Genomic DNA, 26,866 nt, shown 5'->3' with positions numbered 1-26,866 from the left:
CGTGGTATAATGAAGGTTATGTTACCGAAGGTGTTGCAGCTGTTAAAATCGCCACGAGCCATTATGAGCGTTTTGACGTTGGCGGTTTTGGCAATAATAATTTTTCTATCTCGGCATGAGCTCGTGAAGGCGTGGAATCTGTTTTTGCACGCGGATTTATGGCTATTATTCTTACTATTACCGTTTCAGATTATCGTGTACTTCGCTGGCGGCGAGATGATTTTTTCGTATTTAAGAGAGAAGAATCTGATTCATCATATTTCCAGGCTGGAGCAGACGAGGATTGCGCTGGAGCTTAATTTGGTCAATCACATTTTTCCGTCGGGCGGAGTTAGTGGAATTTCGTATACGACGTGGCGAATGCACAAGCTTGGCGTGAGTTCGGCACGTTCGACATTTGCGCAGGTGATTCGTTACGTTACGGGATTTTTATCGCTTTTGGTTCTGTTGGTGATTGCTGTGTTGGCGCTGGCTATTGACGGTAAGGTTAATCGTTATATCGTTGCCGCTAGTTTCTTGCTGATTATCGTGGTTTTAGCGCTGACGTTTGGTCTGATTTTCGTGTTTTCGTCAAAGCGTCGTATGCAAGCAACTGCGACTGGGCTGTCTAGATTTATTAATGCGCTAGTAAAAATTGCCACTTTAGGTAAAAAACGTCGAGTGATGAAGTCGAAGAAAGTCGAAGAGTTTTTTGTTGATATGCAGGACGATTTTCAAGATTTGTCCAATCATCCGAAGCTTCTAATAAAACCGATGATTTGGGGAGCTGTCTACACTGTTTTTGATGTGGCGATGTTTGCCGTAGCGTTTTTGTCGCTGGGTGTTTTTGTTAATCCGGCGATTCTGATGGTTGGATATGGTGTGGCGGGATTGGCAGCGATTGTCGTGTTTACGCCTGGAGGGACGGGAGTTTACGAAACGATCATGATTATTTTCTTAAGTATGGCAGGCACTCCGCCAGATTTGGCGATTGCTGGAATAATTCTGACGCGAGCAATTTTACTTACTGGCACGATTATCTTTGGCTATATTTTTTATCAACACGCACTGATTAAATACGGCAAGCCAGATGATTCCCAGATTTAGTGTTAGTAATTTCATAGCAGTTGTCAATCAAACTTTTGACGTGGCTTTTGCTGGAATGGTTGAAGTTGAGGGCGAGGTTTCTAGTTTCAAGTCTTATCCTCCGAAATACGCTTTTTTTGATCTAAAAGATGATGATGGGCTGGTTCGGTGTTTTGTTGGTTTTAGCAATTTACGCACGCCAATTGAAGATGGAATGAAAGTTGTCGTTCGAGCGATGCCGGTGCTTAGAGATAAAGGCGCCTTTAGTTTGAATATTCAAGAGATTCGCCCATTAGGCAAGGGAAGTTTGAAGCGAAGTTTTGATCTTTTGAAGCAAAAATTGACAGTTGAGGGTTTGTTTAATTCTGAAAGAAAGCGTCCATTGCCGCAATATCCTCAGAGAGTGGCTGTTATTTCCAGTACAAAAGCTGCGGGATATGCTGACTTTATGAAGATTTCCGGTGAGCGTTGGGGTGGTGTGAAATTCGTAGTCGCCAACGTTAATGTGCAGGGTGCTAATGCTGCAGATCAAGCTGTTCGAGCAATATCATATTTTAATCAAATGTCAGAATCTCCAGATGTGATTGTTTTGATTCGTGGCGGTGGCAGCGCGGAAGATTTGGCGAGTTTTAACGATGAAAAACTAGTACGGGCGGTGGCGAGTAGTCGCATTCCGACAATGACTGGAATTGGTCATGAAATTGATGAGAGTTTATGTGATTTGGCGGCGGACGTTCGCGCAGCCACGCCGAGTAACGCCGCGCAATTGCTGTTTCCTGACAAGCGAGAAGTGATTAGGCATTTGCATTACAGGTTAATTGACGCGAAAGATTCAATTTGTAGAGCTATCGAAGAACAATCGCTTAATGCAACAATGTTGCAAAAAGAAGCGCTAAAACAGTGGTCAAGCCGTGTGGGTGTGGCTGCAAATGCAACATTGTCGCAACAAAAAGTCATAGCTGAGTATGATCCGGAAATGGCGCTGCGTCGTGGCTATGCAATGATCAAGGGTGATTTACAGATTGGTAATATTGTAGAGATTACAACAAAAGATATAATTATGAAAGCGAGGATTGAGAATAGTGAACAACGATATGACAATTGAGCAAATGATGGCTGAATTGAACGAGCGAATCGCGTGGTTTCAAGGCGATGATTTTAATCTGGACGAAGCAAAACAGAAGTTTATTGAGGCGAGAGAATTGTCAAAAAAAATTACTGCCACGCTGGAAGATATGCGACATGATATCGAGGTTCTTAGCGAGGATTTTAACGCTGAGTAGGATCTTTACATCAATTAAAGCATAAGCTATACTTTACAATATGATGACGAGAGATAAGAGTGAGCGTGGCTCAGTTAATGGCTGGATGGTCGGCACAATCGGCTGTCTGATATTGTTTTTGATTGCTGGATCTTTGGCAATTTGGGCGTACATGCAATATTCCCGAGAAAAGAGCAGTGTTGATAGTAAAGTTGCGATTGAAGTTGCTAAGGGGAAGAGCGAACAAGCCGAATCAGACCAGAAGAAATTTTCTGAAGAAGCAAAAAACCCGCGTATTGAATTTGTCGGTCCTGCTGAATACGGTCGGGTATCGTTCATGTATCCAAAAACTTGGAGTGTATATGTAGGGAATGACGGTAGCGACAGGGGTGATTACAAAGCTTATCTTCACCCTGTTTCAGTTCCTTCGACAACTAATAAAAATAGTCGGTTTGCATTAAGGCTGGAAATTATCAATAAGAATATGGATACGGTGCTGAATGATTATCAATCACGACTAAAGAAGGGTGAATTGACCTCAAGTAGTACTGAGTTTAACGGAATTTCAGCAACTCGGATTGACGGTACGTTTGAGAAAGAATTGCGCGGCTCTGTGGTTTTGATGAAGGTTCGCGATAAAACTATTCGTTTTTCAACCGACGCGGATACGTTTAAGCCAGATTTCCAGACTATATTGAGCACTGTAAAAATCTCTGAATAGAAAAACCCAGTACATATTTGCTATACTAGAATTGTATGGCAGGTAAAGAGTGGAGTGATGCTGATTTTGGGGGATTGCCGAGCGTTTTGGTGGCGGCTCACGAGCTGAAAACGCCGCTGGCTTTGATTAGGCAATTGGCGCTACTGTTGGACGACGATTTAACCAGTTCTGCCGATAAAACTCAGATCCAGCAACGAATTATTCGGACTTCTGAGCAGGCGTTGCAACTTACGATCGATTTGGCAAATTCAGCTAATTTAACGCCGTCGTTATTTCCGCTTGAGCCGGTCAATCCGTTGGCTTTATGTCAGCAAGTAGCGATGGAAACGAAGTTCAACGCAATGCTTTACGGACGAAAAGTTAGCTGGCCTAAGAGCAGTCGAAATAGTCAATTGATATTAGCGAACCGAACACTTTTGGGGCGAATTTTAGCGAACTTTTTGAATAATGCGTTGGCGTATACTGAGGACGGATCGGAGATTAAGGTTTCGGTTAAGGCGACAAAAGATGCCGTGAGAATGAGCGTGCGAGATTTTGGACCGATGATGAGTTTGAAGGAATATCGGCTTTTGCTTGATGAAATGGAAACGCGAAAAACCGTGCGAACAAGGCCGGAAAGTAGCGGGCTGGGGATTTACGTGGCGAATCAATTTGCGCGTGCGATGAATGGGCGAATTGGTCTGATTCGTCACCGTGATGGATTGACTTTTTATGTAGAAATGCCAATTAGTCGGCAGTTGAGTTTGATATGAAAAAACTGTTAATTGTCGAGGATGATAAGAATTGGGCGGATATTCTGGGCAAGTTTGCCGCGGATGTTGGGGCGGAACATCAAGTGGCGGTTTCTGGTGGTCAGGCGATTGAAATTATTGACGATTGGCAACCTGATGCTTTAATTTTGGATATGTTGTTAGCTGGTGAAACGGCGATTGCTTTGTTGAATGAGCTGCGATCGTACGCGGATTTGGCGAGTTTGCCGATTGTGGTTTGTACTAATATCGACGTTAAAATGGACGATTTGCGTCCGCTTGGTGTGAAGACAATTTTGAATAAAACATCGATGCGTCCGAATGAGGCGCGGGCGATTTTTCGCGAGGTTTTAAATGACGGGGCAGAGTGAACGAGTAAAAGCGATCGTTCTGAGGCGAACGAATTACGCCGAAGCTGACCGAGTTTTGCAATTATTAACGCCAAAAGGTCGACGTAGTGTGATTGCCAAAGGTGTGCGACGCGAGCGCAGTAAATTGGCGGGTGGAATTGAATTATTCGCGATTTGTGACGTGGTTATTCGTTCTGGTCGGGGCGATTTGGGGCTATTAACTTCCGCTCGATTGTCGGCGTTTTATCGGCATATTTTGGAGGACTATGATCGGATGCAGTTTGCATATTCGGTAATGAAATTGGTTTCTGCGGCGAGTGAAAACATTGACGAACCAGAGTGGTATTATGTGCTGAGTCAAGTTTTGGAGCAATTGAATAATCCCGCGATAAATCAAAAATTGATTGAAACTTGGTTTTATTTGCAATACGCGAGTTTGCTGGGCGATGAATTAAATCTTCGCACAGATGTGACGACGGCGGCGCTGCTACCAGATAAAAAATATATGTATGACAGCGCGGAAAAAGGTTTGAGATTAGCGGAGCAGGGCGATTTGGGTGCAGACGCCATCAAGCTACTGAGGTTAATCCAGGCAAAACCACTCGCGAATGTGGCGCAAATTGGCGGAATAACTGAGGTTATAAACGATTGTTGGTTGACCGCCAGACAGCACGCCGCAGTGTAAAATTGTCAGTAAAATGGTATAATTTTGGTAATAATGTGAATCGCCATGTTGCCAACATGGAGAAAGGTTTTTTCAATGAGTCAAGCAAAAATGGAAGATATTATTAGCCTGTGTAAGCGTCGCGGTTTTATTTATCAGGGTTCTGATGTTTATGGAGGTTTGTCTGGAACGTGGGATTATGGTCCGCTTGGCGTTCAATTGAAGCGCAACATTATGAATTTATGGTGGCGAATGTTTGTTGACGAGCGCGATGATATATATGGCGTCGATGCGGCGATTTTGATGAATCCGAAAGTCTGGAAGGCGAGCGGGCACGTTGATACGTTCGTTGACCCATTGTGCGAAGATACGGTTAATCATCGGCGTTATCGTACGGATCATATCCTTAAAGACAATGGGGCTGACGTTGAAGGTTTGATGATGGAGCAAATGGACGAAGTGATTGCGGAACGGGGAATTAAAAGCCCAGACGGAAATCCACTGAGTAAATCTCGCACGTTTAATATGATGTTTAAGACGAGCGTCGGCGCCACTGAAAGTGAAGACAGCGTTGCATATCTTCGTCCAGAAACTGCTCAGGGAATTTTTACCAATTTTAAGAACGTTGTTGATAGTTTTTATCCAGACTTGCCGTTTGGAATTGCTCAGCAGGGCAAGGCGTTTCGCAATGAAATTGCGCCGCGAGATTTTGTTTTCCGTTCTCGGGAGTTTGAGCAAATGGAGATTGAATATTTTGTCAATCCAGAAAATTGGCAGGAAGCATTTGATGAATTGTTGAAGTCGACGCACGAGTTTTTGGAGGCGTTGGGATTAGACCCTAAGAATATTCACGAGTTGGATGTTCCGGCGGAAGACAGGGCGCATTACAGTAAGAAAACGATTGACATCGAATACGATTTTCCAATTGGCAAGGAAGAGCTGATGGGAATTGCGTATCGGACTGATTTTGACCTGATGAACATTCAGCGCGTCAGCGGAAAGAGTATGGAATATACGATTAAGGGGACGAATGAAAAGTTTGTGCCGCACGTGATTGAGCCGAGTTTTGGTGTCGAGCGAGCGCTGATGGCAGTCTTGTCGAGCGCTTATCGTGAGGACGAGCAGAACGGCAGCAAGCGTGTTTATCTGGCGCTTCCAGAACATTTGGCGCCGGTTAAATTTGCCGTTTCGCCGCTACTTAAGAATAAGCCGGAACTGGTGGAGAAGGCACGTGAAATTTACGCTAGCCTATCTAAGAAAAATCCTGGACGCGTTATGTGGGATGACAATGGAAACATCGGTAAGCGCTATCGCCGTCAGGATGAAATTGGTACGCCGCACTGCGTGGTTATCGATTTTCAGACGCTGGAAGATGACACCGTTACTGTTCGTGAGCGAGATACGACGGAGCAGAGGCGGGTGAAGGTTGAGGAGTTGTAGATATTGGACGTGAAAAAAGCAAATTGGTTTTGAGGAGATAAAAGATTGACAAAAAGTAGACCTGAGTTTGATAAAATCACATCGTTTGATGAATTTAATCAACACTATTGGTATCGTGAAGAACTTTCACAGATATGCAGGTCGCTAGCATTAGAACATAGAGGTACAAAACAAGAACTTAATTATATTATTGAGCAGTACTTTAAGGGTAATTTAATTAAAAAATCATCAATAAAAAACGAAACAAAGCAAGTTGAAAATATTACTCTATATATGCCATTACTTGAATGTGGGTTTTCCTTTAATACAAAATTTAGAGAATATTTCTCTGCCGTAACAGGTATTGCACCTTTTAAATTTACTGCTGATATGGCTACTGCTTGGAGAAAAGTAAAAAGTGAAAATGATTTGAGTTTTACGATTCAAGATATGCTGAAAGTTTATTATGGAAAATCGGATTATGCTAAATATGATAATTCGGTTTGTCAATGGAATCAATTTTTAAAGGATTTCTGTGCAGACGAAAATAGTCGCAACTATTCGAATAAGTTAAAAGTAGCTGCTATTCTTTGGAAAGAAGTTAGAGATTCAAGAAATGAAAAAATTTATTCAAAGAATCTTTTGACTGAATATGCAGGAAAAATAAAAGAGTATCACAATTAGGTAATTTAGGTAATTCCTAACTTATTAACACCCAATGAGTAGTTAGTAAATGGATATTGGAAAGAGATATTGGAAAGACAGAGTATACTGTAGGTGAAATGGTATTAGCTATCTAGCGCTCGGGTGTAGTATAATGACTTTCATGACAAAAATCACCAACGGACGTATCATTACACAGAATTTAGATGGAACGGACCATCTGGATTGTCTGTATCGCGTTTCCATAAAAGCTCTGATTTACAACGACGCTGGGCAGATTTTGGTTGTTAAAGAAGATGGGCGGCCGTGTTGGGATTTGCCGGGCGGTGGTATGGATTATGGCGAAACTTTTGAGTCTGCGTTGAAGCGGGAGTTATATGAAGAGGTTGGCTACAAGGGCGGCTTGCGTTATCAACTTTTTGACGCGTCGGACGAGATTTATCTTGAAAGAATTGATGCTAACCAAATTTGTTTTTCTTGTCGTGTGTGGACGGAAAATTTTGATTTTTCAGCGGGCGTTGATGCGGACGAAGTGATGTTTATAGATCCTGAAGAGTTGCGACTCCAAGAGAGCGAGTCGGGTGCACCGCTTCGATATAAAGTGCATTTGAAGTGGCAGAAATTGTGTGGCGCAAATGGTTTGCCGACAGAATAGTATTGACTTTTTCCATAAAATAGTATAGAATATCAGACGTGGAAAAAAATACAGGCGGCGTATCTTTTGATATTAGATTTATTGACTCTAGTAATGGCTCGGAGAAGTATTCCTCTGTTGAAAGTCGGCGCTTGATTGGAATCTATGATGGCAATTGGTCTTTGGAAGAAGATGGGACGGTGAATGCGTCCATGGTGTTTGCCAGGAGAGTGGGTGATATTCGTAGTCATGAGAATTTAATAGAGAAGGTTCGCGGAATTGGTGAGAATATGGCGCGAGTGTCTATTTCAGAGTGTCTGGCGGTTGAAGATGAGGTGAAGGTAAGTGGCTGGCTATTAGCTGACCCGATGTCGCATAGTGGAATTTCTTTCTTGCGCAAAGTAATACCAACCGAGCTTGTTGTCCCTGATTCCATTGAGAATAACTCTGACGACGATCAGAAGCTAGAGATCGTCAGACTCGCCTTGCGTGTTGGAGCTGTGGCTTTGCATTGTGCAGGATTGTCATTAGAAGAGCTTAAGGAATCGCCTACTGAGAGTTTCTCTCCGGATAAAGTGGATAAGTTTGTTTCTCGTTTCCATGGCAATGTGGATTTTGGTAGCAAGTGGAGAGAGTATAAGAAAATGGCTAAGGATTTAACGTATGAAGAAGGCTGATAATTACGGCGCCAGAGTTAAAATCGAGAATATTATGGAGGGTGAAGTCGACGAGGATTTGTTATTTGCTTTATTGACTAGATTAGTTGTTAAGGACGAGGTTCTCGATATGGATGTAATGTTGGCTAGTCGCTGTCGTGAGTATTCGGGACATATCATGTTAGCAGAGAAGCGCCTTCCTGGTCGGTCTACGTTCATACAATCGCCATTTCAGTTTCCGTATGGTAAAACTGAGCTGCGAAGCTGGCGGGATGGGCGGGGTGTACATTCTGTTGGAGGGATAAGAGGAGGATTCAGGAAGAATGCTTATTTTTCTTCAGACAATGCGGAATATCTCATGAGACGAGTGGCTGCCGTGGCTGTTGGGCTTTGCTTGGAAACGCCTTTACAAGAGCTGGATTCTGTTAAGGAATTTTCAGCCGAGGAGCTGACGGAAGCTTGGCCGAGGCTTAGATACGGAATTTACATTTAATATTGCCATTGCTATAATAGCCATATGCATATTATTCTTGGTGGGACGAGTGGGCTCGGTTTGGAAATGGCGAAGCAGCTGCGGGAACGTGGCGAGCGTGTGCTAGTTCTGGGCAAGACTCATAATCCGCAGAAGCACGGCGAAGGTTTTCCATTGGATGTTTATTATTCGGATCAAGTAGAGTCGGCGTCGGCGCGAATCGAGCAGATCTTAAACGGCGATGATATTGATCAATTTGTGTGGGCGGCTGGATATGGCTGGCGCGGCAATTTTGAAGATCAGCCGAGTGTTCGCAGTATGGCGGAAGTTAATTTTTCGGGCGCGTTGTCGTTGGTCCAATGGGCTTGGCGTAAGATGTTAACGCAGAATCGTAAGTCCGTACTGACGATTATTGGGTCGACAAGTAGTGTTAAAGCGCGCTCGGATGAAGCTGTGTATGTTGCGACGAAGCACGCTCAAGCGGGTTTGGCGCGAAGTTTGGGAATGCAGGCAGATGAGCAAAAACTTCCAGTTAGAGTTGCACTATTTTTGCCTGGTGCTATGAAAACTCCGTTTTGGAACGGGCGCGATCTTCCAGCTGACTATATGTTTTTCAACGATCCTGCGAAAATTGCCACGCATATTATTAACGCGATTGATTGTCAGCAGCAGCCGTTTTTGGAATGGGCGTTGCCAAAAGGCACGTTGGTTTAGAGCTTATTAAGTGCTATAATTCAGGCATGACGGATAGTTCGAATAATGATCATTTTGGGGTAAAAATTGTAGTTATTGGTGGCGGAACGGGAAGTTTCACGCTGCTTTCTGGATTGAAAAAATATACGCACAGCATTACAGCGTTGGTCAATATGGTCGACGACGGCGGCTCAACTGGCGTGTTGCGCGATGAATTGGGCGTGTTGCCGGCGGGCGACGTCAGGCAATGCCTGGTGGCGCTAAGTACTTCGCCGAAAGTTCGCGATTTGTTCAATTACCGGTTCGGCGAGGGCAGTATGAAAGGTCACGCGTTTGGTAATTTGTTTATGGCAGCACTGGAAAAGATGACAGGAAGTTTTGCTGATGCAGTTGAGTTGGCTAGTGAAGTTTTGGGCGTTAATGGTCGAGTTTATCCGATTACTCTGGACGATACAACGATGTCGATTAAGCTGAAAGACGGCACGGTTGTTGATGGTCAACACGCGGCTGAGTCGCTAAAGATTCCGCGCGGCGAGCGGCCGTGGCTAGAGCTTAAGCCGCCAGCTACGATTAACCCGCGAGCTCATCAAGCGATTTTGGATGCCGATTTGGTGGTGATTGCGCCAGGGCTTTTGTATGGTAGTTTGGCGCCAGCGTTGTTGGTTCGAGGCGTTACTTGTGCGCTTGCTGAAACGAAGGCGAAGAAAGTCTATGTTTGCAATTTGGTTACCAAGCCAACGCAGACTGATGGATTTACCGTGGCGGATTTTGCGGATGAAATTGAGCGATTTTCAGGGGTGAATATGGATTATGTGCTTTACAATAATCATCGTCCGCCAGAGGAATTGATAAAGAAATATGCTCACGACGGCGAATATTTGGTCGAGTGGGATAAGGAATTGCTGAAGAAAAAGCATTATTATGCGTCGGGCAAGCGTTTGATTGCTGATGACGTGTGGGTCAACACGAACTCCAACAGCGATCCATTGGCGGCTCAGCGCAGCTTGATTCGTCACGATGCCGACAGAGTAGCGCGCGAATTGATGCGGATTTATTTTGCGTAGATAACCGCTATAGTCTAGCTATTGCAAAAATTTATAGTTTGTGATATAATTTACAAGCTATATTATGGAAAGTAAAGAATCATTAGACAATAACACCAATCTTCAAAATCAAGGCGAAGTTGACTTTTCTCTTGAAAGGAGAGAATTGGCCATGGGATTGGTGGAGACATTTAGCGGAGATCACTTAACTCCGTCGCGTAAACTGGCTGCAGAGATTATTATTGGGATGCCGGAAGGTTTAAGTAGTAGGCAACGTACTGAATATATTACGAGGTCGCTAGATGGCGCCTCTGAAGAGATTAGCAAGGATACTGTTATAGGTATAGTTGAGGACTATAAAGTCTTACAAGAGGCTTTTTTGTCGTACATGGAAGATATTGATGAGGGTTCGCTAGCAGGAAAAGCGCTAAAGCTTAAGGACAATCAAACAATTCCTGACGATTTAGACATGGATGGTGATGATTATGGTAAGAGCCCGTGGGCTGAAAATCCGTCAATTCCAGCACCGCATCTTGATAACTTGATAAAGGTATTCTCAACAAAAGGCGAAGGAGCTGAAGGTGTAGGCTTGGAGACTGCGATGATTGCTGGAGCTATAACCTTATCTAACTTAAAAGTCGCCCCTTATCATAGCGCGTTCGCGTATAAATGTGCAGTATTTGCTGAAAATTTCTTAATTCCAGTATGCAGTATTATTGGGCTAGATAACTTGGAATCTGAGCTAAAAGATGAAATTGGTGTTATGACGGGGCGTAATATTGGCGATGCTTTATATCGCAAAGATGCCTTGAGCAGTGATATCGATTCGATCATGAATGAGGTGGACAGGGTCGTGTCGTTGCATTTTGGTAGCAGGTATTCGACCGATCCTACACGATTTGATTTTGCTATGGGTAACTTTAATGGCGTGTTCTCTGAGCTACTAGGGGAGTCAGATCTGAAACCTGCCGTAAATACCAATTCCTCGCATAGTACATTTTTTGGATCTGGTACTGTAAAAACCTCGAATGGGGCAGAATTGGAAGTAAGGGCTCGAGGTAAGGGTCGTGGCTCGTATTGTAAAAAATTACTACAGACCATAGGTTATTATGATAAACGTTCTCAACCTCTGAAAGATTCGGGAGAATTCCATCCGATCGACTTATATGGTATGACGGTAATTTGTCAAGACAACGAGCAGCTAGCCGATGCCTATGCTGATGCCGTGATTAAGGCTGTTAATGGCGGTAAGATTACTCCGTATCCAGCTCCAGGACGAAAAAGCGAATGTTTTGTTGTTAAGGGCTCTTCGGATTTCCAGAAGAAGATCCGTCAGAAAATTATCGATAAGATACCAGGCGTTGACATGAAGATGTTCAGTTTTAAGGATAGTGGTAGCGGATTTACTGATGCGAAGATTACGGGATTCTATGAAACTGACGATGGAAGAATTCCGTATGCGCCGTTTGAGATGCAGTTTTCTACGCCAGATGCTCGTCTGGTGGCTCGTACTGGTAAAAAGGCGGCACACTTTTTCTTTAAGCTGCGGAAAATTTACGGCGATTTGGTCAATATGAGTGATGAAACAGCAGAGAAGATAATTGATATTTGGCAGCGTAAGCAAGACTTCTTTACAAACTGTGCTGATGGGGAGAAGGAATCTCATTTAACAAAACAAAGTCGTGATCGCGTTAGTGAATTTTATAAAGTCTATAATAAGATGAACAGTACGTCTCGTAAGATAGCCAGGCGAGCTATAATTAGTGTATAATCATACTAATGACAACTTACTATACTGACGGCTCTGCTTCACCAAATCCTGGTCCGGGGGGTTTTGCGGTTATTCGCGATCTTCAACCGTGGATTTTGGGCTCAGAGGGCGGTGATACCACTAATATTCGTATGGAGGGCAAAGCTTTAATTGCGGCATTGAAAGACGCTAATGGCGCGCCGTGTGTGATTTATTCTGATAGTGAGTTTTGGATTAACGTGGTTACCAAATGGGCGCCGGGTTGGGAAAAGCGCGGCTGGACAAAGAAAAACGGTGATATTAAAAATCTGGATATTGTCCGCGAACTATACGAACTATATTCGAACTCTCAGGCGGATTTGCGTTGGGTGCGCGGTCATGAAGGCGATGAAGGGAATGAGCTGGCGGACGAATGGGCCAATCGGGCGCGTGAAGGCGAGAGATTAGCTAAATAACTGCTAGCGACATCTGATAAAAATTGCTATACTAGAAAAATGGAAGAAGTGAGGGAAACGACTGATATTTTTTTGTGGGCAAATCAAAACGATGCAAAGAAGAATGATTTACAGATAGAGCTATTCTTGTTTAGCAAAAATTACACGCCGTATTTTATGCCGATAAAAGGCGATGTTGAGCAACAGCTTAGGCCGTTGTTCTTGTTTGACTATATCAATCAGGTCAATTTGGGTGCGGGCACTGGACTGAGTGTTCGCGATTATGAATTGAGTGAATCGGAAGATAATGTTCTGTTGAGGACTGATCTGGAAAAGGTTGGGCGAGCTGAAACACTGATTCATTTGATTGAGCATGAACGTCATGACATTGTGGAGTTTTCGGAAACTGAGCACGAATTCAAGCGCATGAAGGGAATTGTGGCGCGATTTACCGATCCGAATAACCCTGACGCGACATTCTACACGGTTAAGCTAATCCAGCAAGGTCAGACGCTAAAGAGTGCGTTGGCTTGGGAATTTTCTGATGGCAAATTTGGTTCATTTAATGCGGAGGTTGGTTTTAGGGTTCCGGATGATAATCAAGTTTTGATTGTCGGTAAAGATATTTTTGCGTTTAATCCTGGAAAATTTGAGCGAATGTTTGGCTATGAATATAAAAAGCAGGTGATTGCTGATAAAAAAGTAGCGGAAATTGAGAAGGAATATAAGCTAAGTTTTCCGGAGGGAATGGATCTTAATGCGTTGGTGAAGGAGCGCAAAAAGACGATTAATAAATTGCAGAAATTGGAAATCGGTGCGGTTAAACAGGAAGATGTTTTGGACTATGCTGATGAGATGCAATTGGAGTTGATGAGCGATGATAATGGCGCGATTATTATCATGGACGGCAATGATTTGGATATGTTCGTAAATCTCATTAACGAGGATTATATTGAGAGTAAAATCACGGGCAAGCGTTACGAAATTAAATCGAAGAAGCTGCTCGGCGAGCCAGAAGGCGAACCGCCACGGGGCTAAAATGGATCAAGAATTAGCGCTGGCTATTCTGCTGAGCGGTCGGTCGGCGTTGCTGACTGGTGCGGCTGGAACGGGCAAAACTTACCTGTTGAATACTTTTATTGCGCAGGCACGAAAACGGGGTAAAAAGGTGTCGGTAACAGCGACAACTGGTCTGGCGGCGACGCACCTTGGGGGCAATACGATTCACAGCTGGAGTGGTATTGGTGTGAGTGATCATTTGCCGAACAATTTTTTTGAACGATTGTCAAAAACGCGGCGTGATGTGATTTCTAAAACTGACGTGTTGATCATTGACGAGATTTCAATGCTTCACGATTTTCGGCTGGATATGATTGATAAAGTTTTAAGAACCGTCAGGGAAAATGATCAGCCGTTTGGCGGTATTCAGTTGGTGATGAGCGGCGACTTTTTCCAATTGCCGCCAGTGAATCGTCCGAACGAGCAGGGCGGCGGATTTGTGGTTTATTCTGATGCTTGGCAAGAACTTCAGCCAGCGGTTCTGTATTTGGAGCGACAATATCGTCAGAATGATGAGCAGCTTTTGGAGATTCTGACCGCTCTAAGAACTGGCGATGTTAGGCGACGTCACGTCGAGGCGTTGCTGGCGCGCACGGAAATTGAGCCGCCAGATGGTGATATTACAGAACTGCACACTGTAAACGTTGATGTTGATGATATCAATATCCAAAAATTGGCAGAATTGCCAGGAGAAGAGCGGTCATATCAGCAGACGACGACGGGCTCGAAAATTTATGTAGAGAATCTGCAAAGGTCGGTTTTGGCTCCAGAAAATCTGGTAATTAAGCTGGGCGCGTTGGTGATGGCAGTTAAAAATTCGCCGCAAAAATTATATGCCAATGGAAGCATCGGCACGGTCGTGGATTTTGAGCCGCTGACGGAATATCCGGTTGTTGAGTTTCGAGATGGTCGTCGGGTGACGATGGTACCGGATGCTTGGGAATTGCGGGACGGAGAGCGCAAACGAGCGAGTATTTCTCAGGTTCCGCTGCGTTTGGCGTGGGCTATAACGGTTCACAAAAGTCAGGGAATGACACTGGATGCGGCTAAGATTGACCTGAGAAAGGCGTTTGTTGAAGGTATGGGTTATGTGGCTTTGAGTCGCGTGCGAGATTTGGACAATTTATATCTATACGGAATTAACCGTAGGGCGCTGGAAGTTTCTCCTGATGCGCTGGCAATTGACGAGGTTTTGAGGCAGGCAAGTAGGGAGTCTGCTGAGAGATATAGAGGTGTGGTCTTTAGACCTCATCAGTAGTTTATTGAATAGAGTGCTGGAGTTTATCGCTATTGATTTATTGAGGATTATTTACTATACTGACGCTAAGAACCACCGGAGCTAAATCGCCTTACTTGAGCGGTTCGCCGGTGTTCTTTTTATGTCGTTAAAAGCGTATACTAGTTTGCCCTTCAATTGTAGGCTGGTCTGAAATAACTTTAAGTGCTAATCCATTGCCCAAAACTATTAAATAGCGTAGACTTGCGCCAACCCAACACTAGGCTTTTCCACAAAAATGTGGAAAAGTTTTTATTTGATGCAAAAATGGGTAAAAAGTCAAAAAAAGGGCTTGCAAGTGGGTAGGTGTGGGTAGTATAGTGGAGTCAGTGGAACGAAAGTTGATGGAAAATCACCAACAAAAACAAACATCCACTGTAAAAAACAACTAATCTACCACGAAGGAAGGACGACGTGCAGACAGATTACTTTGAGCGTAAGTTGGACGACAAGCGACGCTTGACAATTCCGGCTGAGCTCAGGGCAGAATTTGCATCAGGCGTCGTGCTAACTCGCGGGTTTGGCAAATATCTCCACTTGTATCCACAGCAAATCTGGGATCGGGAAGTGGAAAGTGCCCTAACAGGAAGTATTCTGGATGAGCGAGTTGCCGACCTGAACGTTAAATTCCGACGAGGTAAAACCGCATCGGCGCTCGACCAAAAACAAGGACGAGTGACGATTGAGCAGCATTTGCTCGACTACGCTGGAATTAACAGAGAAGTCGTTGCTGTGCGAGCGGGGGAATATTTTCGGCTAATAGCGGCCGAGAATGCGGAATAGTAGATTAGCTAAGCACCTTAACAATTAAAACCTCTCGAGATCAACTATCTGGGTATTTGAAAATGGCATGTGGCAATTTGCTCCACATTAAAAAAGGCAACGCACCTTCCTCAAACACCTCCCAAAAAAACTCCACCTCACACATAAGTCTCTTTGGAAAACATGGTTGTTACTGACAATCAACAAATTTCCACTCTAAGACAACAAAAACAAACAAAACACAAATACAAAAAAGCCAGAATTAAATATCCAGTTAGGTGATCTCGAGCATTATTTCTGTATAATGGAATAATGATGAGTATTAAAGAACATCCACCACAGTCGGAAGAACTCCAAGCGAGCGAACCGATTCATGTTCCCGTACTTTTGGAGATAACCCTTAGCAAGCTGCAGCCAGTCGAAGGCGAGTCGTATCTTGACTTGACGGCTGGCTATGGCGGCCATGCCAGGGCATTCTTAAATAGGACGGATAATTATTTGGGCGCAGTGTTGGTTGACCGCGACGAAAACGCGATTAAGACATTGGGCGATTTGGCTGAAAAAGGCGTAACTTTAATTCACAAAGATTTTGTGAGTGCAGCGCAAGATTTGGTCAAGCAGGGGCGTAAGTTTGACGTGATTTTGGCTGATTTGGGGGTGTCGTCACCGCAGCTTGACAGAGCAGAGAGAGGTTTTTCGTTTCGATTTGATGGTCCGCTAGATATGCGGATGGATAATCGGACGGAAATCACAGCGGCGGATATTGTCAATTCGTATTCGGTTGACGAGCTGACGCAGCTGATTACTCGTTACGGCGAGGAGAACCTGGGGCGGGCCAGGCGAATTGCGCAGGCAATTGTAAAAGCTCGACCAATTCAGGGAACGACTGAGCTGGCTGATCTGATTAAGCAAACCGTTGGTCGCGGTAGTATGAAACACCATCCTGCGACTCGCACCTTTCAGGCGCTACGCATTGAAGTCAATCGCGAACTTAAGCTGATTGAAGAACTATTGCCACTTTTGCCACGCTTACTTAATAAGGGCGGGCGAGTAGGAATAATTAGTTTTCATAGCTTGGAAGACAGATTGATCAAGCGTTACTTTTCGGAGCAAGCAACGGCTGGCTATGAGGCTGAGCTGATTGTTCCAGAGAAAAAACCGGTGTCTGGAACTGAAGATGTTCACAATCCGCGTAGTCGAAGTGCGAAGTTTCGATACGCCGTGAAAAAATAAAACAAAAAGAAGGAGGCTATTATGCCAATCCACATCAAAGTAGAATTCCAGAATACGGACAAGGCAGAGGCTGTTTCAGTACGCCGCGGCTAAACTAAAGCGTATTCCGGAATATACCTTAGAGAAACCAGCCTGTCTTTAACGGGCGGGCTGGTTTGTTATGCTAAAACAAATATAAACATAAAAGATAGAGACAAATGACAAACACCACCACATTTACTTCACGACGTTCACACGGTCAATTGCGCCGAAATCAGAATTCTACACGTTTTCAGTCTCAGGTCAAACTTGGTCCTGTTGCTCATACAGTGCTAGTTGCATTGATGATTACAGTACTGGGCTTGATTTATCTTACTCAGGCAACCAGACTTACAGCTTACGGCTATGAAGCTCAGAGTCTGGATACAAAAATCACCGAACTAAGCGCAAAAAAGTCAGAATTGGAAGTGCAGAATGCGCGTCTGACAGCGTTAGAGAAGGTGAAGAATAGCAATGTCGCTTCAGCTATGACGACAACTGAAACGCATTACGCTCAATAGTGATATAATAGGATAAGCAATATGCAGCGGCTTATTCGTTCAAGAACTGGTTGGTTGGCCATCGCTTTACTAGTAGTGATGGCGGCTTTTGTGTTGCGATTATTTCAATTGCAGATTTTGCAATATGGCAAATATACGGAATTAGCACGGGCAAGTCAGCAGCGTCAATTTGTCATTCCTGCGGAGCGCGGGAAAATTTACATGATGGACGGAAAAACGCCAGTTCCAGTGGTGCTTAATCAGGCGGTTTATACGGTGATTGCGGATCCGCAGTCGATTGACGATAAAGAGCGGAGCCAACTTGTTGATGGTTTGAGGGAAATTGCCGGCGGTGAAATGACGGAAAATGTATCTGAACGGCTCAATAATAAAAAGTCGCGCTATGAAGTTTTAGCGAAAAATATTACCAGAACTCAAGCGGAAAAATTGAAAAAGAAAAACTTTGCGGGCGTGCTATACCAGCAAAGTTCTATTCGAAATTATCCTGAGGGCGAACTGGGTGCGCACGTGCTTGGATTTGTGAATGCGGCTGGCGAAGGTCAATATGGCGTCGAAGGCTCTTTGAATAAGCAGCTTAAGGGTCGGGACGGACTATTACAATCTGTAACTGACGTTAGAAACATACCTTTGACGGTTGGAAAAAATAATATGCGAATCGAGGCGAAATCTGGTGACAATTTGGCGCTGACGGTGGATAGGAATATCCAGAATCAGACTGAATTGGCATTGAAAAAAGGAGTCGAAGCAGCTGGCGCCACTGAGGGAAGTGTGATTGTTATGAATCCGAAAAACGGTCAAGTTCTGGCAATGGCGAATTATCCGACTTATAATCCAGCGGATTTTGCCAAGCAGAAAAATGGGTCGGTGTTTGTGGATAGCGCGTCGATGGTGCCATTTGAGCCGGGATCGATTATCAAATCTTTTAGCTTCGCTACGGCAATTGACAAGGGTGTTATTACTCCGTCCAGCACGTATAATAATACCGATTGTATTAAAGTCGCTGACCGCACGATGTGTAATGCTCTGAGAGGTTTGGGCGGCACGATGACGATTCAAGGTGCGTTTAACAATTCGCTCAACGTCGGCACGATTACCGCGATTCGAAAATTAGGAAATGGCTCGCAGATTAATTTGCCGGCTCGCCAGACTTTGTATGAATATTATCACGATAAATTTGGCTTTGGCACCAAAACTGGAATTGAGCTGGGCGAGGCTTCGGGCTATATTTACCCGCCGGATAGTGTAGAAGGAAATGAGGTTCGTTATTCGGCCATGACTTACGGGCAGAGTATGAATTTGACTATGGTTCAAGTCGCGGCTGGATTTTCGTCGCTAGTTAACGGCGGTCAATATTACAAGCCAACCGTTCTTGTTGGTACAATTGACGAATCTGGCAATTTGAAACCGTCGGAAAATAAAGTTATTCGCCAAACCGTAAGCGGCGGCACGTCATCTCAGATGCGAACGATGCTAACGACGGCGCGCCGATCTTCATTTCTATCAAAGAGCGACAAATCTGGCTATGAAATTGGTGGAAAAACCGGTACTTCTGAAGCGGTGGTTAATGGCGCTTACACACAGAAGGAAACGATTGCTACATATATTGGTTATGGCGGTGGAAAAAATGGCGCCGAATATGTCATAATGGTACGTGTAGCGGCTCCGGGAAAAGGGATTAACTTACAGGGAAATCTCCATGCTGGGCCAATTTTTACGGATATATCCAACTGGATGATTGATTATATGAAAATAGCACCAAAGGAATAAATATGGGAATAGCTCTGCAGACAGTAACTAATGAATTAACGCACGTATTTTTGCTGAGTGTCGGCGCGTTTTTACTAGCGATGTTTTTAACGCCAATTTATACGTTTTTCGCTTATCGATATCGCTTCTGGAAGCGCCAAAGGTCGGAAAGCACTGACGGGAAAAAGTTGAAGATTTTCGCCAAATTCCAAGCGGCAAAATTGCGGCGAAACATCCCGACGATGGCTGGAGTGATTGGCGTAATTTCAATCTTTGTGGTGACGATTTTCTTCAATCTAGACCGAGCTCAGACCTGGCTTCCTTTGGCGGCGTTGGTTGGTGGCGGAATTGTTGGGCTAATTGACGATATCATCAATCTGCGCGGTTTGGGCGGCGGCGCGGCTGGACTTCGTAGTCCAGTGAAGTTTGCGCTAATTACGTTGATTGGCGTGGTGCTTGGTTGGTTTTTCTTTGCTAAACTGGGCGTGGCGAGTTTCCACGTTCCGTTTGCGGGCGAGGTGAATATTGGTTGGTTGATAGTTCCTTTGTTCGCATTTGCGGTGGTGGCTACTGGTAACGCTGTTAATATTTCTGACGGAATGGACGGATTGGCGGGCGGACTGCTCAGTATTAGCTTTGGGGCGTTTGGTGTGATTGCCTTATTGCAACAACATGTTATATTGGCGGGATTCTGCTTTACGGTTGTCGGAGTGCTCTTGAGCTATTTGTGGTTCAATATTTACCCAGCTCGATTCTTTATGGGTGACGTTGGTAGCTTTGCTTATGGCGCGTGTTTGGGAGTTGTGGCAATGCTGACCGACTCTTTGCTCCTGCTTCCTGTGATTGGCTTGCTATTTGTAATTGAGGCGGGATCAAGCTTGACCCAAATCGTCAGCAAGAAGCTGTTTAAGAGAAAGGTTTTCCTATCCGCGCCGATTCATCATCACTTGGAGGCGATTGGCTGGCCAGAAACTAAAGTGACGATGCGCTTCTGGGTTATTGGCTGCGTGATGGCGTTTATCGGCGTGATGCTGGCGCTTGCTGGAGGTCATATTGCGTAATTCGATCGCCAAAAATCGTCAATCTATCGCTCAGCCGGTTCGAAGTCATCGACCGATGTACCAGATTGTGCTTTATATGGGGCTTTTGCTGCTACTTGGGCTGATTGTTATGTATGCGCTGGGGCCGCAACGCGCCAACGTGATGAATTATGCTTACGGCACGAATTATAGCGATACGTATTTCTTTGGCAAGCAGCTGACGAGTGTGCTTATTGCTGTCGTGGCTTTTTCTGCGTTTTATTTTACGCCGTACAAATGGTTTACTGGCGAGAGATCAAAATATATTCTTTACGCTGGATTTGCGCTATGCATTTTATTATTTCTCTCGGGCGCGGTACTTCATTTGTCGTTTGCGCAAGAAACTAACGGTGCGTATCGATGGTTTTATCTGGGAGGATTAGGTAGTTTCCAGCCGTCAGAATTGCTCAAATATGGCGTGCTATTGTTTTTGGCGGGATTTTTAGGGCGTCGCTCGCAACAGGGAAAATTGAACGACATCCAAGAAACTATTATTCCGCTGGGCATTATTTCCGGATTATCGCTGCTGATGATTGTGTTTTTGCAAAAAGACTTGGGAACGGGAATTTCGTTGATAGCGATTATCTTATCAATGATTTTAGTGGCTGGAATTGATTGGAAGATTTTCAAGAAGATTCTGGCGATTGTTGCACTTTGTGGTTTGGTGATGATTTTTACATCGCCGCACCGAATCGAGCGCGTGATGACTTTTGTGCAGGGCGATAGTCACAAAGGGACGAGCAGTCAGGAGAATAAGAATTATCACATTCAGCAGGCCAGAATTGCAATTGGTTCTGGCGGGCTTCTAGGACTTGGAATTGGTAAAAGCGTTCAGGCGACAGGATATCTTCCAGAGGCGACTAACGACTCTATTTTTGCCGTCATGGGAGAAACGTTTGGCTTTGTCGGCTTAATGGCTATATTGGCGCTGTTTACGGCGTTACTCTTGTCGATTTTGCACGTAGCCGCGAGGCTTCCGAACGTAACGTTGCGGCTAATTGTGGCGGGAATTTTTGGCTGGATTGCTTCTCACGTGATACTGAATATTGCTGCAATGACAGGTTTGGCGCCGCTTACTGGAATCCCGTTACCATTATTAAGTTATGGCGGTACAAGCATGTTGTTTATCGCGGCAGCGCTCGGTTTAGTTTTCCAAATTTCCAAATATACGTCACATAAAGCATTAGAGGAGGGTGAAAGTGGCCAAGATCTTAGCGGTCGGCGGCGGCTCAGGCGGACACGTTACGCCAGTGGTAGCCGTATTTAGAGAATTACAGAAAACTGGTGATCACGAGCTTCGTTTTTGGTGCGATAAAAAATTTGGTGCCAGCGCACGCGGGATTTTTGCTAAGTTCGACGAGAATATTCCGGTCGATTTGATTATTGCTGGAAAATTACGCCGATATCACGGAAAAAGCATCTCATTGCATCTACATCCGTCAATTTTATTCCCAAATCTACGTGATGGTTTTAAGGTGATGATTGGCTTTTTCCAGAGCTTGTTTAAGCTTATGAAGTGGCGTCCAGACGTTATTTTCATTAAGGGCGGATATGTTTGTTTGCCAGTTGGCTATGCGGCTCGGCTATTAAGAATTCCGTTGGTTTTGCATGATTCTGACGCGCATCCAGGTTTGACGAATCGCTTGCTGAGTCCTTTCGCAAAAGCTATCGGCACGGGTGCGCCGCTTGAATATTACAATTATCCACCGGAAAAAGCTTCATATGTTGGTATTCCAGTTGCGCCAGAATTCCATCCATATTCTGAGGCTGAGAGGAAAGAATTGAAGGAAAAATTAGGCTTTAATGTCAATAAACCGCTAGTTGTTATTACTGGCGGTGGACTCGGAGCTGGCCGAATTAATTCCGCGATTGTAGCAATTAGGGAAAACCTGCTTTCTGAGGCTTCGGTATTTTTGATATCGGGAAATCAGCAATATGAAGAAATTCTCAAGCAAACCGACGAACGGGAGGGCTGGCGATTGCAGGCGTTTGTTCACAACGGGATGGCGGAAGTTTTGGCGGCAGCGGATATAGTCGTGACCAGGGCAGGGGCGACCACTCTTCTGGAGTTGGCGGCGCTACATAAACCGACAATTATTATCCCTAACGGCCATTTGACGGGCGGGCATCAATTGAAAAACGCTAAAGTTTACCAGGACGCATTGGCGGCGTTGATAGTTTCCGAAGACGAGTTGGATAAGGACAATCAAATCTTGGCACGAAAAATAATTGGCGTATTAAAATCTAAGAAAATTCTTAAAGGTCTGGGCGATAACTTCGGCAAATTTGCCAAACCAAAAGCGGCTAAAGATATGGCGAAGATTATTCTTACTACGGTGCGAAGGCAGGGTAGGCGAAAGTGAAATTCCCCTTCTCTAAGAAAAAATCGGACGAGAATCTAAGTCGTCGAGAAATCGCGGCGCGTCGTCGGACTGAGAATTATGAGGATTTGCCCGCCCAATCATATCGTCGGAACAGGACGCTTAATAGCCGCCAGACATCCTCTCCTTTGGAGACTTCTGAGAGACTCGAGACGCACGAATTGGTGAAAAAACGTCGCCGTGTAATGCGGAAAATGTTTGCGACTGCGGTAAGTCTGCTTATTGTGATATTCCTTTTGTTTCAATTGACAATCAATATTTCAATCCAAACTCCCGACGCAAAAAGTTCCAGCAATGCCAATAAATACGTGAGCGTTCTTAATGAATATTACAGCGCTCATCCAGCGGAGAGATTTCGGTTTTTCCTCAATAATAATGATCTCAAGCAATTCTTTTTACAGAAAGCTCCTGAGGTAAAAAATATTCGCGTGGAGGGAGATTTTCTAGCGCGATCGGCCGTTAAGTTGACGTTTAGGCAGCCGGTGGCTCAGTGGTCTTCCGGTGATAAGATTTATTTTGTTGATGATAGCGGTGTTACTTTTGAGCAGAATTATTTTGCTGCACCTACGGTTGCTGTTCGTGATGAGAGTGGCCTACCGACTAGAGGCGGTCAAGAAGTTATAAATCGTCAATTCTTGAGCTTTCTTGGTCAAGCCGTGTCTGAATTTTCGCAACATAAAATGAATGTTTCAGAGGTTATTCTGCCAGCTAATACTGTACGCCAAGTTTGGTTTAAGGTCGAGGGCAGGGAAACCCAGATCCGTATGACGGTGGATAGGTCTGCTCAAGCTCAGGTTAAACAGGTGATAGCTACTTTGAATTATTTGGATAATAACGGCGCGAAGCCAGGGTATATAGACGTCAGGGTAGATCAGAGGTCGTTCTATAAGTAGGGCGGTCAACTTCTCTTCTGGATAGAGTAAGTTCTCTTTTTGTTCTATTTCTGTATGGTGTAGAAAATATATATAACAATATAAAAATATGCAAAAGTCAAATAATCGCAAAATGATAAGCTAGGGGAGTAGGGCAATAAAAATATAAAAATGTCAAATAATATAAAATGCGTTGTGGAAAACTTAACGAGCTTACGGCGCGCATACTCAGAGTTTATATTGATGTAAAAATATCAATGTAGCACTCCGGTATGTGTAGTGCTGGAATTAAAAAAATATTTTTTAAGTTCGCATTTTGTTGGTGTATATTTTTATAAAAGACAGTATGTTTTATGAAGTTGTATATGATAGAGAATCCCCTAGTCGAATTACCAGAAAAAGTTCGTTTTATAAGGTGTTAGCGGATATGTAGAGACATATGTATATTCATCTTTGTACGGCATTTATTATTGCGTAAAAGATACATTGTGCGACATTAAAACTATATCTAAAACACGACTATTCCATCGTCTTTCTTCGCGATAAATTTATCTCATTTTTACCAAATCAATCTACTTGTCATTTTTGTTTTATAAACCGCCCTATTTACTGGCTTGGTGCGTTTTATGTTGTACGTTGGTTTATCTGCATTGGCTCGGATTTATAATTTATGTTTGTATCTCGCAAAATTTATCAATATAAATACTCTCAGCCGATTCGGCTTTATGTATGCTTAAAAATGGCTAATAATTAGTTCGTATTTTGTTCTATTGTTCTTTAATCGCTAATTTTGTGAAAGAGCTTGAGTGATTCTGTGCTTAATTATTTCACTGTTCCATTCGCCTGCCTTAAATCGCAGTAGGGGCATATTAGTATTGGCCATGATTGAATTGACAAAATCGTCGCGCGTTTTCCGATCGGGCTGATTGTGAGTATTATCATCAAGTTCAATAGCTATGAGAGGCTTCATATCATTGGTGCAAATTAGAAAATCTACAGATTTGCCGTTTATTCTCGCGAAAGCCGCCTTCCAGTTTTGCCCTTTTATCTCATGGTCTAAAAACATACTTAAATGAGCCTGAGGTATAATTACACATCCGTTTATTGCTTCGTGTAGTATTTTGTAAAACGATAATTCACTTGGCGTCATTGCGCAAGATTTTTTAATGTATACATATTCTTTCTTTATTGGGGTCTTAATCGGGCTTGTGTCGCCGTCAGTCCCCCGCCTTGCTTTGATTATCAGAAAAATAATTGCGGCTACTATAACTATAAATATAAGCGTTCCCATGAGATTAGTCTATCATATGTTGATAATAAATGCTTACGATTTTTAGGCTTTATCGTTGCGGTGATATAATAAGAGTGATAATTTTATCGGAGATATTTATGGCTTTTTTAAATTATAATAAAGATGAAAAGTTGGAATTCAATTATAAGAGAGCGTGTGGATTGTGGCTAATTGTAATAGCAGCGATTATTTCAATAGCTACTTTAATAGGAGGAAAACGAGTAATAAATATGCAAGTATTTAGCATTGGATATGTTATTAGTTTTTTCTCAATCAACATGAATAAAAAGGTGTTGAATAGGCTGTCTGATGGATCTTCGAGTGAATTTCAAAAGAAAGTATCTTTATACGCCGTTATTTTATTATTTATCTTGATGGTTTTGCTGGGTGGACCATTCTTTGCGACTGAAAATTGGAGATTGATTTGGCTGGGAGCGCTGATGGCGACCGCACTGCATTTTTTCCCGTATTATTTTGTGCATGGAAAATCAATGATATATCTGGGTCTTATTTGCGCCATTAATGTTTTTGTAGGATATATTTTTACCGATATCCCATTAGAGGTGATAGCATATATTGACTCGGCAATTAAGCTTGTATTTGGAATGTATTTATTATTTTTTTCGAAGCCGTCAAAAAAGACACCTCGAAAATGAGGTGTCTTCACATAACGACGACTGCAAATCACAACAATCGCCCAGCTATAATACTACTTTTTAAGAGATTGCTCAAGCCTCCTCTTGTTGCTATTTGCTAGATTCCGCAATACGCTTAGTTGGCTATATTGTTATGGTGTTCTGTGACTTCGTAATAATTTATACATTTGATAAGCTAAAATACATAAATGAGCGCGTAAAATAAACAACGTATTTTATGCTAAAATGAGGGCAGGAGGATAATATGGCAAACGGAACTAGAATACTTGACAATGGAATTATTTTTCATTCTTTTACGATGGGCGAATTAATGATATCAGTACTACTATTGATAATCATAATAATTTTGCTGGTCAATATCAATAAAAAAGACTAAGCGAAAATAGAAAAGTCGCGCTTTCGGACTTTTAAATATTCATTCACCATAAAAAAGAAGTAGGTCCGCTTTCCTGTTCAATACGAGTGGCGCTACCTACTTCTGCGTAAATATTACTACTGCCACCATAAAAAATCAATAAACGGCTGTTGTTAATACCCCCTTCGTTATAGTTCCCTAACAATTTAGATATTGATATAATAAAAAACGGGCCAGCCGAGAGGCCGAATGGGTTATAGTTCCCTAACAATTTAGATATTGATATAATAAGACGCACGGTTCATGATTGATTCTATGAAGTTATAGTTCCCTAACAATTTAGATATTGATATAATCTATCTAAATTCATGACCATCGGCGCATAAGTTATAGTTCCCTAACAATTTAGATATTGATATAATCAATTAAAACGCGCAACCAGCTAAAGACGAGTTATAGTTCCCTAACAATTTAGATATTGATATAATTGTAAAGAAAATAAACGCAGAATCCCAATGGTTATAGTTCCCTAACAATTTAGATATTGATATAATACTGGCAAGCCGGTCTCATCGCTGATTGGTGTTATAGTTCCCTAACAATTTAGATATTGATATAATGCGAGGTTGTCTCAGAATATCAATATTTTTGTTATAGTTCCCTAACAATTTAGATATTGATATAATACTTCCTTAAATCCCCCTCTGTTACGAGGGGGATTTTTGGTTAGAAAAATGCTAATTGCCCAGCTGGAACGGACTTTTCTTGGGTGGTTTTTTCGCCAACAATAACGTGCATGTGTGTAAATTGATGCTCTGTTAAATAAAGCAATCGCACCGAGCCGCTGTCCGGAGCGTGCCTCTTAATTCGCATCATATGTTTTTCTGCAACGTCACGATTTGGACATAGTCGCGTATATATGCTGTATTGGAGCATGTCAAAACCGTCGTCCAATAAGAATTTACGGAACTGTGCGGCGGCCTTGCGCTCTGTTTTGGTATTGGTCGGCAAATCAAAAAATACTGCGACCCTCATGATTTTA

30 protein-coding genes and 1 CRISPR repeat array are annotated in these 26,866 nt (G+C 43.3%); of the genes, 28 read left to right on the top strand and 2 right to left on the bottom strand.

The features are described from left to right. Positions 1-18: 18 nt before the first annotated feature. From LRM45_RS00680 to LRM45_RS00555, 26 genes are all read left to right on the top strand, one after another. The gene (locus LRM45_RS00680; RefSeq protein ID WP_243826341.1) at positions 19-1,086 is read left to right on the top strand and encodes a lysylphosphatidylglycerol synthase transmembrane domain-containing protein; all 1,068 of its coding nucleotides are present in this window, start codon (positions 19-21) and stop codon (positions 1,084-1,086) included. Beyond that, positions 1,070-2,170, top strand: a complete 1,101-nt coding sequence (gene xseA / locus LRM45_RS00675) for an exodeoxyribonuclease VII large subunit (protein ID WP_243826340.1) — start codon at positions 1,070-1,072, stop codon at positions 2,168-2,170. Before LRM45_RS00680 ends, xseA begins: the two co-directional genes overlap by 17 nt. Then, a complete protein-coding gene (locus LRM45_RS00670; RefSeq protein ID WP_243826339.1) occupies positions 2,160-2,348 on the top strand; it encodes an exodeoxyribonuclease VII small subunit in 189 nt (62 codons plus the stop codon). The genes xseA and LRM45_RS00670 overlap by 11 nt, the downstream gene beginning before the upstream one ends. Positions 2,349-2,388: 40 nt before the next feature. Next, positions 2,389-3,048, top strand: coding sequence for a hypothetical protein (locus LRM45_RS00665; protein WP_129636518.1), 660 nt, complete (start codon positions 2,389-2,391; stop codon positions 3,046-3,048). 35 nt (positions 3,049-3,083) lie between these two features. Then, positions 3,084-3,800: a sensor histidine kinase gene (locus LRM45_RS00660; RefSeq protein WP_232736420.1), complete on the top strand. Its 717-nt coding sequence runs from the start codon at positions 3,084-3,086 to the stop codon at positions 3,798-3,800. Next, positions 3,797-4,168: a response regulator gene (locus tag LRM45_RS00655; RefSeq protein ID WP_243826338.1), complete on the top strand. Its 372-nt coding sequence runs from the start codon at positions 3,797-3,799 to the stop codon at positions 4,166-4,168. The genes LRM45_RS00660 and LRM45_RS00655 overlap by 4 nt, the downstream gene beginning before the upstream one ends. Further along, positions 4,152-4,832, top strand: a complete 681-nt coding sequence (gene recO / locus LRM45_RS00650; RefSeq protein WP_129636524.1) for a DNA repair protein RecO — start codon at positions 4,152-4,154, stop codon at positions 4,830-4,832. The genes LRM45_RS00655 and recO overlap by 17 nt, the downstream gene beginning before the upstream one ends. Before the next feature lie 75 nt (positions 4,833-4,907). Then, positions 4,908-6,251 (top strand): glycine--tRNA ligase, encoded by a 1,344-nt coding sequence (locus LRM45_RS00645; RefSeq protein ID WP_243826337.1) that lies wholly within the window; start codon positions 4,908-4,910, stop codon positions 6,249-6,251. A gap of 45 nt (positions 6,252-6,296) precedes the next feature. Further along, the gene (locus LRM45_RS00640) at positions 6,297-6,914 is read left to right on the top strand and encodes an SAP domain-containing protein (RefSeq protein ID WP_243826336.1); all 618 of its coding nucleotides are present in this window, start codon (positions 6,297-6,299) and stop codon (positions 6,912-6,914) included. Positions 6,915-7,056: 142 nt separating this feature from the next. Further along, the gene (locus LRM45_RS00635) at positions 7,057-7,548 is read left to right on the top strand and encodes an NUDIX hydrolase (RefSeq protein WP_243826335.1); all 492 of its coding nucleotides are present in this window, start codon (positions 7,057-7,059) and stop codon (positions 7,546-7,548) included. A gap of 38 nt (positions 7,549-7,586) precedes the next feature. Further along, positions 7,587-8,204 (top strand): hypothetical protein, encoded by a 618-nt coding sequence (locus tag LRM45_RS00630; RefSeq protein ID WP_243826334.1) that lies wholly within the window; start codon positions 7,587-7,589, stop codon positions 8,202-8,204. Continuing rightward, a complete protein-coding gene (locus tag LRM45_RS00625) occupies positions 8,191-8,676 on the top strand; it encodes a hypothetical protein (RefSeq protein WP_243826333.1) in 486 nt (161 codons plus the stop codon). The genes LRM45_RS00630 and LRM45_RS00625 overlap by 14 nt, the downstream gene beginning before the upstream one ends. 24 nt (positions 8,677-8,700) lie before the next feature. Further along, the gene (locus LRM45_RS00620; protein WP_243826332.1) at positions 8,701-9,369 is read left to right on the top strand and encodes an SDR family NAD(P)-dependent oxidoreductase; all 669 of its coding nucleotides are present in this window, start codon (positions 8,701-8,703) and stop codon (positions 9,367-9,369) included. A 26-nt stretch (positions 9,370-9,395) separates the two neighbouring features. Continuing rightward, positions 9,396-10,412, top strand: a complete 1,017-nt coding sequence (locus LRM45_RS00615) for a gluconeogenesis factor YvcK family protein (protein WP_243826331.1) — start codon at positions 9,396-9,398, stop codon at positions 10,410-10,412. A gap of 64 nt (positions 10,413-10,476) precedes the next feature. Continuing rightward, positions 10,477-12,162 carry a hypothetical protein gene (locus LRM45_RS00610; protein ID WP_243826330.1) on the top strand — a complete coding sequence of 562 codons (1,686 nt, stop codon included), beginning with the start codon at positions 10,477-10,479 and terminating at the stop codon, positions 12,160-12,162. A gap of 8 nt (positions 12,163-12,170) precedes the next feature. Beyond that, complete coding sequence (locus LRM45_RS00605; protein ID WP_243826329.1) at positions 12,171-12,596, top strand: ribonuclease H family protein; 426 nt, start codon at positions 12,171-12,173, stop codon at positions 12,594-12,596. A 39-nt stretch (positions 12,597-12,635) separates the two neighbouring features. Continuing rightward, positions 12,636-13,613, top strand: a complete 978-nt coding sequence (locus LRM45_RS00600; protein WP_243826328.1) for a Kiwa anti-phage protein KwaB-like domain-containing protein — start codon at positions 12,636-12,638, stop codon at positions 13,611-13,613. A gap of 1 nt (position 13,614) precedes the next feature. Continuing rightward, on the top strand, positions 13,615-14,892 hold the full coding sequence (locus tag LRM45_RS00595; RefSeq protein ID WP_243826327.1) for an ATP-dependent DNA helicase: 1,278 nt from the start codon (positions 13,615-13,617) through the stop codon (positions 14,890-14,892). A 432-nt stretch (positions 14,893-15,324) separates the two neighbouring features. Further along, positions 15,325-15,693 carry a division/cell wall cluster transcriptional repressor MraZ gene (locus tag LRM45_RS00590; RefSeq protein ID WP_243809551.1) on the top strand — a complete coding sequence of 123 codons (369 nt, stop codon included), beginning with the start codon at positions 15,325-15,327 and terminating at the stop codon, positions 15,691-15,693. A 291-nt stretch (positions 15,694-15,984) separates the two neighbouring features. Beyond that, positions 15,985-16,905: a 16S rRNA (cytosine(1402)-N(4))-methyltransferase RsmH gene (rsmH, locus tag LRM45_RS00585; protein WP_243826326.1), complete on the top strand. Its 921-nt coding sequence runs from the start codon at positions 15,985-15,987 to the stop codon at positions 16,903-16,905. A gap of 197 nt (positions 16,906-17,102) precedes the next feature. Further along, on the top strand, positions 17,103-17,444 hold the full coding sequence (locus LRM45_RS00580; protein ID WP_129634729.1) for a hypothetical protein: 342 nt from the start codon (positions 17,103-17,105) through the stop codon (positions 17,442-17,444). Between the two features lie 21 nt (positions 17,445-17,465). Continuing rightward, on the top strand, positions 17,466-19,211 hold the full coding sequence (locus LRM45_RS00575) for a peptidoglycan D,D-transpeptidase FtsI family protein (RefSeq protein ID WP_243826325.1): 1,746 nt from the start codon (positions 17,466-17,468) through the stop codon (positions 19,209-19,211). Between the two features lie 2 nt (positions 19,212-19,213). Beyond that, positions 19,214-20,251, top strand: coding sequence for a phospho-N-acetylmuramoyl-pentapeptide-transferase (gene mraY / locus LRM45_RS00570; protein ID WP_243826324.1), 1,038 nt, complete (start codon positions 19,214-19,216; stop codon positions 20,249-20,251). Further along, positions 20,244-21,536: an FtsW/RodA/SpoVE family cell cycle protein gene (locus LRM45_RS00565; protein ID WP_243826323.1), complete on the top strand. Its 1,293-nt coding sequence runs from the start codon at positions 20,244-20,246 to the stop codon at positions 21,534-21,536. Before mraY ends, LRM45_RS00565 begins: the two co-directional genes overlap by 8 nt. Then, positions 21,469-22,632 (top strand): UDP-N-acetylglucosamine--N-acetylmuramyl-(pentapeptide) pyrophosphoryl-undecaprenol N-acetylglucosamine transferase, encoded by a 1,164-nt coding sequence (locus tag LRM45_RS00560; protein ID WP_243826322.1) that lies wholly within the window; start codon positions 21,469-21,471, stop codon positions 22,630-22,632. The genes LRM45_RS00565 and LRM45_RS00560 overlap by 68 nt, the downstream gene beginning before the upstream one ends. Beyond that, positions 22,629-23,543 carry a cell division protein FtsQ/DivIB gene (locus LRM45_RS00555; protein ID WP_243826321.1) on the top strand — a complete coding sequence of 305 codons (915 nt, stop codon included), beginning with the start codon at positions 22,629-22,631 and terminating at the stop codon, positions 23,541-23,543. Before LRM45_RS00560 ends, LRM45_RS00555 begins: the two co-directional genes overlap by 4 nt. A gap of 763 nt (positions 23,544-24,306) precedes the next feature. Here the strand turns inward: LRM45_RS00555 and LRM45_RS00550 are convergent. Next, positions 24,307-24,813, bottom strand: coding sequence for a DUF2726 domain-containing protein (locus LRM45_RS00550; RefSeq protein WP_243826320.1), 507 nt, complete (start codon positions 24,811-24,813; stop codon positions 24,307-24,309). A 98-nt stretch (positions 24,814-24,911) separates the two neighbouring features. Here LRM45_RS00550 and LRM45_RS00545 point away from each other — a divergent pair, with 98 nt between their 5' ends. Together LRM45_RS00545 and LRM45_RS04205 are read left to right on the top strand one after the other, a co-directional pair. After that, on the top strand, positions 24,912-25,469 hold the full coding sequence (locus LRM45_RS00545) for a DUF6609 family protein (RefSeq protein ID WP_243826319.1): 558 nt from the start codon (positions 24,912-24,914) through the stop codon (positions 25,467-25,469). Between the two features lie 244 nt (positions 25,470-25,713). Continuing rightward, a complete protein-coding gene (locus LRM45_RS04205) occupies positions 25,714-25,845 on the top strand; it encodes a hypothetical protein (RefSeq protein ID WP_275973411.1) in 132 nt (43 codons plus the stop codon). 166 nt (positions 25,846-26,011) lie between these two features. Beyond that, a CRISPR array of direct repeats spans positions 26,012-26,510; the repeat unit is 36 nt; unit sequence GTTATAGTTCCCTAACAATTTAGATATTGATATAAT. Between the two features lie 40 nt (positions 26,511-26,550). Here the strand turns inward: LRM45_RS04205 and cas2 are convergent. Further along, entirely contained in the window at positions 26,551-26,859 is a 309-nt protein-coding gene (cas2, locus tag LRM45_RS00540; RefSeq protein WP_243826318.1) for a CRISPR-associated endonuclease Cas2, read from the bottom strand. Positions 26,860-26,866 lie beyond the last annotated feature (7 nt).

The sequence above is a fragment of the Candidatus Nanosynbacter sp. TM7-057 genome, from assembly GCF_022828295.1.
In the GTDB taxonomy this organism is placed as follows: Bacteria; Patescibacteriota; Saccharimonadia; order Saccharimonadales; family Saccharimonadaceae; genus Nanosynbacter.
This window is presented reverse-complemented; position numbering and strand designations above follow the sequence as displayed.